General features: G+C 69.5%; 7 protein-coding genes. 3 read left to right on the top strand and 4 right to left on the bottom strand.

The features are described from left to right. Positions 1–245, bottom strand: a 245-nt coding sequence (locus RMO04_RS01140; RefSeq protein WP_309642961.1) for a hypothetical protein, incomplete at its 3' end; no start/stop codon positions are given. Positions 246–506: 261 nt separating this feature from the next. On the opposite strand from RMO04_RS01140, the gene RMO04_RS01145 reads away from it, so the two are divergent. From RMO04_RS01145 to RMO04_RS01155, 3 genes are read left to right on the top strand one after another with little or no spacing between them, the layout of a single operon-like run. Beyond that, entirely contained in the window at positions 507–1,055 is a 549-nt protein-coding gene (locus RMO04_RS01145) for a hypothetical protein (protein ID WP_309642962.1), read from the top strand. Further along, entirely contained in the window at positions 1,055–1,258 is a 204-nt protein-coding gene (locus tag RMO04_RS01150; RefSeq protein WP_309642963.1) for a hypothetical protein, read from the top strand. Before RMO04_RS01145 ends, RMO04_RS01150 begins: the two co-directional genes overlap by 1 nt. A gap of 32 nt (positions 1,259–1,290) precedes the next feature. Continuing rightward, complete coding sequence (locus RMO04_RS01155; RefSeq protein WP_309642964.1) at positions 1,291–2,085, top strand: SOS response-associated peptidase family protein; 795 nt, start codon at positions 1,291–1,293, stop codon at positions 2,083–2,085. 87 nt (positions 2,086–2,172) lie between these two features. On the opposite strand, the gene RMO04_RS01160 is transcribed toward RMO04_RS01155, so the two are convergent. The 3 genes from RMO04_RS01160 to RMO04_RS01170 all read right to left on the bottom strand — a co-directional run bounded on the left by RMO04_RS01160 (position 2,173) and on the right by RMO04_RS01170 (position 4,317). Continuing rightward, positions 2,173–2,811, bottom strand: a complete 639-nt coding sequence (locus RMO04_RS01160; protein ID WP_309642965.1) for a ChrR family anti-sigma-E factor — start codon at positions 2,809–2,811, stop codon at positions 2,173–2,175. Beyond that, positions 2,808–3,383 carry a sigma-70 family RNA polymerase sigma factor gene (locus tag RMO04_RS01165; protein ID WP_309642966.1) on the bottom strand — a complete coding sequence of 192 codons (576 nt, stop codon included), beginning with the start codon at positions 3,381–3,383 and terminating at the stop codon, positions 2,808–2,810. The genes RMO04_RS01160 and RMO04_RS01165 overlap by 4 nt, the downstream gene beginning before the upstream one ends. 154 nt (positions 3,384–3,537) lie before the next feature. Continuing rightward, complete coding sequence (locus RMO04_RS01170; RefSeq protein ID WP_309642967.1) at positions 3,538–4,317, bottom strand: DUF4198 domain-containing protein; 780 nt, start codon at positions 4,315–4,317, stop codon at positions 3,538–3,540. Positions 4,318–4,480 lie beyond the last annotated feature (163 nt).

Consider the following 4,480-nt stretch of genomic DNA (forward strand, 5'->3'; position numbering starts at 1 on the left):
TTGACGCGCACCCCGCGTCCTGCGGCCCGGAACGGACCTGACGTCGGCGGGTTTGCCGAGCGGCGCCGCCCATCCGGGTCGGCCAGGAGCCCACCATGGACGATCCGAAACTCGAGGGCGGCCACGCCCCGCCCCCCGAAACCCGCCGCGTCACCAGCGCGGGCGATCCCGATCTGCAGGTCGCGTGGGATCGCCGCGAGCCGGGAACCCCCGAACAGCCGCTCGATTTGACCGAGGCCGGCCATGTCGCGACCCCTGCGACGGAGGCGTCCCATCCCCAGGCCGGGTTGGCCGACCTCCTGCGCCAACGTCCGAGGGCGGCGCTGCTGGCGGCAGGCCTCCTCGGTCTTGCGTGCGGCGTTCTGGCGTCGCCGGCCCCTCAGGTTCTCCGCCTTTCGTCCGGACACCGGCGCCTTGGCCCTGTCGGGTGACGGCGCCGGCCCGCCGCGAACAAATACAGAACATTTGACTTGCCAGTCCGCCCATCCGGGGCCTAACCCGGGCCGATGCGGGCGCAGGACTATTTCGTACCGAGCTGGACAGAAGACGTCGGCGCCCTGCTGGCCAGCGGCGCCCGGGTCGATCTTCTCTGCGACGCCCGCGGCTGCCCTGGCGTCACCGGCGTCGATCTGCACCAGATGTCCGGCTGGTTCGGCCCCCGCTACAGCCTCTGGAACCGCCGTCCGGCCTGTCCGGCCTGCGCGAGCCCGGGGCGATATCGCGCCCAGCCGCCCGGCGCCTGGCAGAAGCTGCTCTATGACGCGCCCGCCGGATTGGTCGAGCCGCTGCACCAGCGCTGGTACGCGACCCTGGAGCCCGACCTGCGCGACCGCCTGCCCGTCAAGCCGATGCTCGCCGCCATCGACGGCTGCCTGCTCGTCGGCTGCGGCGTTTGCGAGGCCCGGTTCTTCGTCGCCGCCGTCATGGTCGGGGCCTGGGGACCGGAGGTCTGCGTCATCGCCCTGGAACACGCCATGGGCTGTGGCCAGGTCGCCTGCGAGTTGGCGGTGGACATCGCCCCGCTCGCGGCCGTGCCGATGTCGGAGCGGCCCTGATGCAGATGTTCCAGACCCTGGCGCGGACCATGGGCCCACACGAGACCCTGAAGCTCGCCTGCCGCCCCTGCGGCCGCCAGGTCGAATGGACGCGGGCCGAGGCCATGAGCCGCCTGCACCCGGACTCCACGCCGGGCGACGTGGCCCGCCAGGTCAAGTGCGGGCGCTGCGGCGAGCGGACCGCGATCACCGTGCGGATTTGACCGCCGGAGCGGCCAGAGCGAAGCTTCTGGCCATGTGCAACCTCTACGAACTCGACGTCGACCTCCTCGGCTGGGCCAAGGCCCACGAGGACTTCCTGGGCCGGCGCTTGCCGCTGCCGGCCGGCGCGGCCGAGGGTCAGGCCAATCTCGACATGACCTGGAAGACCCAGCTCTATCCCGACTATCGCGCCCCCATCCTGCGACACGACGGACTGGGCGGCCAGACGGTCGCCTTCGCCCGCTGGGGCCTGCCCAGCTCGAGGAAGGCGCTCATGGACGCGGCGGGCAAGCGGGCCGACAAACTGCGCGCCAAGGGCAAGGCCGTGAGCGACGCGGACTTCGCCGAGCTGCTGCGCCTGGAGCCCGACAAGGGCACGACCAATGTCCGCAACACCGCCAGCCGCCACTGGAAGCCCTATCTCGAGCCCGCCAACCGCTGCCTCGTCCCCCTCACGGCCTTCTGCGAGCCCGACCAGGTCGGCGGCTCGCGCCAGAACGTCTGGTTCGCGCCCGCCGACGGCCGGCCGCTGGCCTATTTCGCCGGCGTCCACACCCTCGACCATGGCTGCGTGCGCAAGATCAGGACCGGCTGGGAGACCTGCGACCTGTTCGGCTTCCTGACCACGAACGCCAACGCCGAGGTGGCCCAGGTCCACGACAAGGCCATGCCGGTGATCCTCACCACGCCGCAGGACTGCGAGACCTGGATGACCGCCCCCTGGTCCGAAGCCGCCGCCCTGCAGCGCCCGCTGCCGGACGGCTTCCTGAGCGTGGTCGCGCGGAGCCGGTCCGAAGCCGCCCCCCGGCCAGATGAGAACAGCCCCTGACGGCCGACGCCCACCCTCGTCAGGCGCCGCGGACCGGTTGGCGCCCGGGATCGCCGACGACACCACGGCGAAGTCGTCGGCCTCCCTCTAGAGGCCGGTGAGGGGTCGAAGTGCGCCAAGCCAAGGATTGCGCCAGAGGAAAGGTCCCTGTGTCGAGACCAGGCAGACGCAGCGGCCTTGGGCGCTGACCACGATATCATGCTCGACGGCGTGATCCGCCGTCACGAAATCGCCCGGTCCATGCCAACCGGTGTCATCGGCGAAGGCGCCCTGCAGCACCGCTGTGAGTTCCAGACCCCTGTGGCCATGCGCCGGCAGGCGGCCTCCGGCAGGGAGAGACAGAATGAAGCTGCGCCAGCCGTGAGCGGTGGACGCCTTTGTATGGGCGACCCACGCCCCGCGTCCAAACCAACGGCGAGGACCGAACCCTACCGCAAGAACGACGGCGGGAAGATCGACCCCCGTGAGACCTTTCTGCGGCGGCGCGGGCTGGGCCGCCGGACTGTCCAGACGCGCCAAGGTCGCGGCCAGGGCGCCCCGCGCAAGGGGCGCGTCAGGCAGGCCGCTGAGCAACACGCCGCCCGCTTCCACCAACTGATCGACCTTACCCGCGCACGCCGCGCAGCTGGACAGGTGCGCCGAGACGGTAAGTCCCGCGGCGGTCGGCAACGCGCCGCTCGCATAGTCGGCGAGCAGCACCTCGGAAGGATGGGTTCGGTTGGTCACGACGTCTCGTCTAGCGCAGCCTTCAGCCGCGCGACAGCCCGTCGAAGGTGCGACTTGGCCGTGGCGAGGGGCAAATCTAGGTCACGCGCCACCTGTGAGAGCGGGCCCGCGCCGAGAAACGATCTGCGTACAACTTCCATCTGCGCAGGAGACAGGTCGGCCAGGGCCGTTTCAAGGCGGCGCGCCTGCTCACGAATGAGGAATAGATCCTCAGGCGTCGGAGCGTCCGTAACGGCGATCGTCCACTGACCCCGCAAAGCCTCGGGGTGACGTTCGCGACGCAGCGCGTCGATGCGTTGGTTACGCGCGATCGTGAATATCCACGCCGCCCCGGTGCCAAGGTTCGGGTCGAACTGATGAGCCCGGCGCCAGACGTTGAGCATCGTCTCCTGCGCAAGCTCTTCCGCGGCGGCAGGGGCCACGCCCAGTCGAAGAAGGTAGGTTTTGACCTTGGGGGCGAAACGGGCGAACAGGGCCTCGAAACGCGGCTTGTCGCCCCGTGCGACCGCGACGATGTCCTCCGCGTCGTCAGGCGTCGCGGCGACCGCGCAATCCGCCTCACGCCGCCCCATCAGGCGTGGCCTTCGGGCGCGAGACACGAGCGGGGATCCTGGGCCTCGGCGGAAAGACTGGGGCTGATCGGAGCAGGCCACATAGGACTTATTCGGAGCGTGGGCGCAAAAGGATGCGAACGTCGTCAAACCGGCCGTGATCGCGCCGGTCGGTTCATCGCGACCCGAAGGTCAGACTGGAAAAGGTGGTCTCGAAATCGGCCTTGGGATGGCCCGAGATCGGCTTGGTCCACAGGACGTTCATGAGCCAGGCGCCGGGCTTCGGAATTTGAAAGGTCGCGCGGCCCTGCGGGTCGGTAAGGCGGGCGTCAACCGGGACGCTGTCCGCATCGAGATTGGTGAGCTTCACGAGCGCCCCAGCCAGAGGTTTGCCCTCGAAAATCACGCGAACCGGCAGGGTCTTCGCCCCAGCCGCGAGGGGATTGGCTTCCGGGACGATTTCCAGGGTGAGCCCTACGGGTCGCGTCAGCACGGCCAGGTCCGCGGATCGAGACGGCCCCACCTGCACCAGCGTCTTGGCCCGACGGCTATAGCTTTCACGGCCAGGCTGGTTCGAAATGCCACGGCCGTCGCGAAACCGCTGCGCCGGCGTGAGGCCTTCCTGTTTCAGGTAGTCGTTGAACCGCAGCGCCGGCAGATTGCTCTCGGCCGCAAGGCTTTGCAGGACGATCACGTGGACTCCAGGCGTCGTGAGGCGAACGGGAACGTCCACGCCCAGGCCTCCAGGTTTCAGGCTTGCACGCTGGTCTACGGTCCCCTTAGGCCCAATGCTTCGCAGGACCGCGACCCGACGGACGTCGACATCCCACCTCTGGCGGTCCGGTCCGTGTCCGACCAGGAAGGCCATCGCGGCTTCGCCCGGCGCAGCCTGCACGAAGCGCTTGGGCTGGAGCCACATGTCATGCGCCGCCGCCGGGCAAGCGAGACACGCCACCGCGGCCAGAGCGAAAACGAAGCCAGTTGGATGGTTCAAGGGATCATTCCATGTGGTCGGGTGCTGAGGCCGGGGTCGATAGGGTGGGCAAGCCGGCGGCCAGCACCGCCACGGCGATCAGCCAGCTGCAAACCACCTGAACGGCGATCTGCCGCCGCCTGGC

It is taken from the genome of Phenylobacterium sp., assembly GCF_031412415.1.
Classification (GTDB): domain Bacteria; phylum Pseudomonadota; class Alphaproteobacteria; order Caulobacterales; family Caulobacteraceae; genus Phenylobacterium.

Coding starts and splice junctions, on each gene's coding strand:
- RMO04_RS01145 (WP_309642962.1), top strand. CDS start 507: ATGCGGGCGCAGGACTATTTCGTACCGAGCTGGACAGAAGACGTCGGC.
- RMO04_RS01155 (WP_309642964.1), top strand. CDS start 1,291: ATGTGCAACCTCTACGAACTCGACGTCGACCTCCTCGGCTGGGCCAAG.
- RMO04_RS01165 (WP_309642966.1), bottom strand. CDS start 3,383: ATGGGGCGGCGTGAGGCGGATTGCGCGGTCGCCGCGACGCCTGACGAC.
- RMO04_RS01150 (WP_309642963.1), top strand. CDS start 1,055: ATGCAGATGTTCCAGACCCTGGCGCGGACCATGGGCCCACACGAGACC.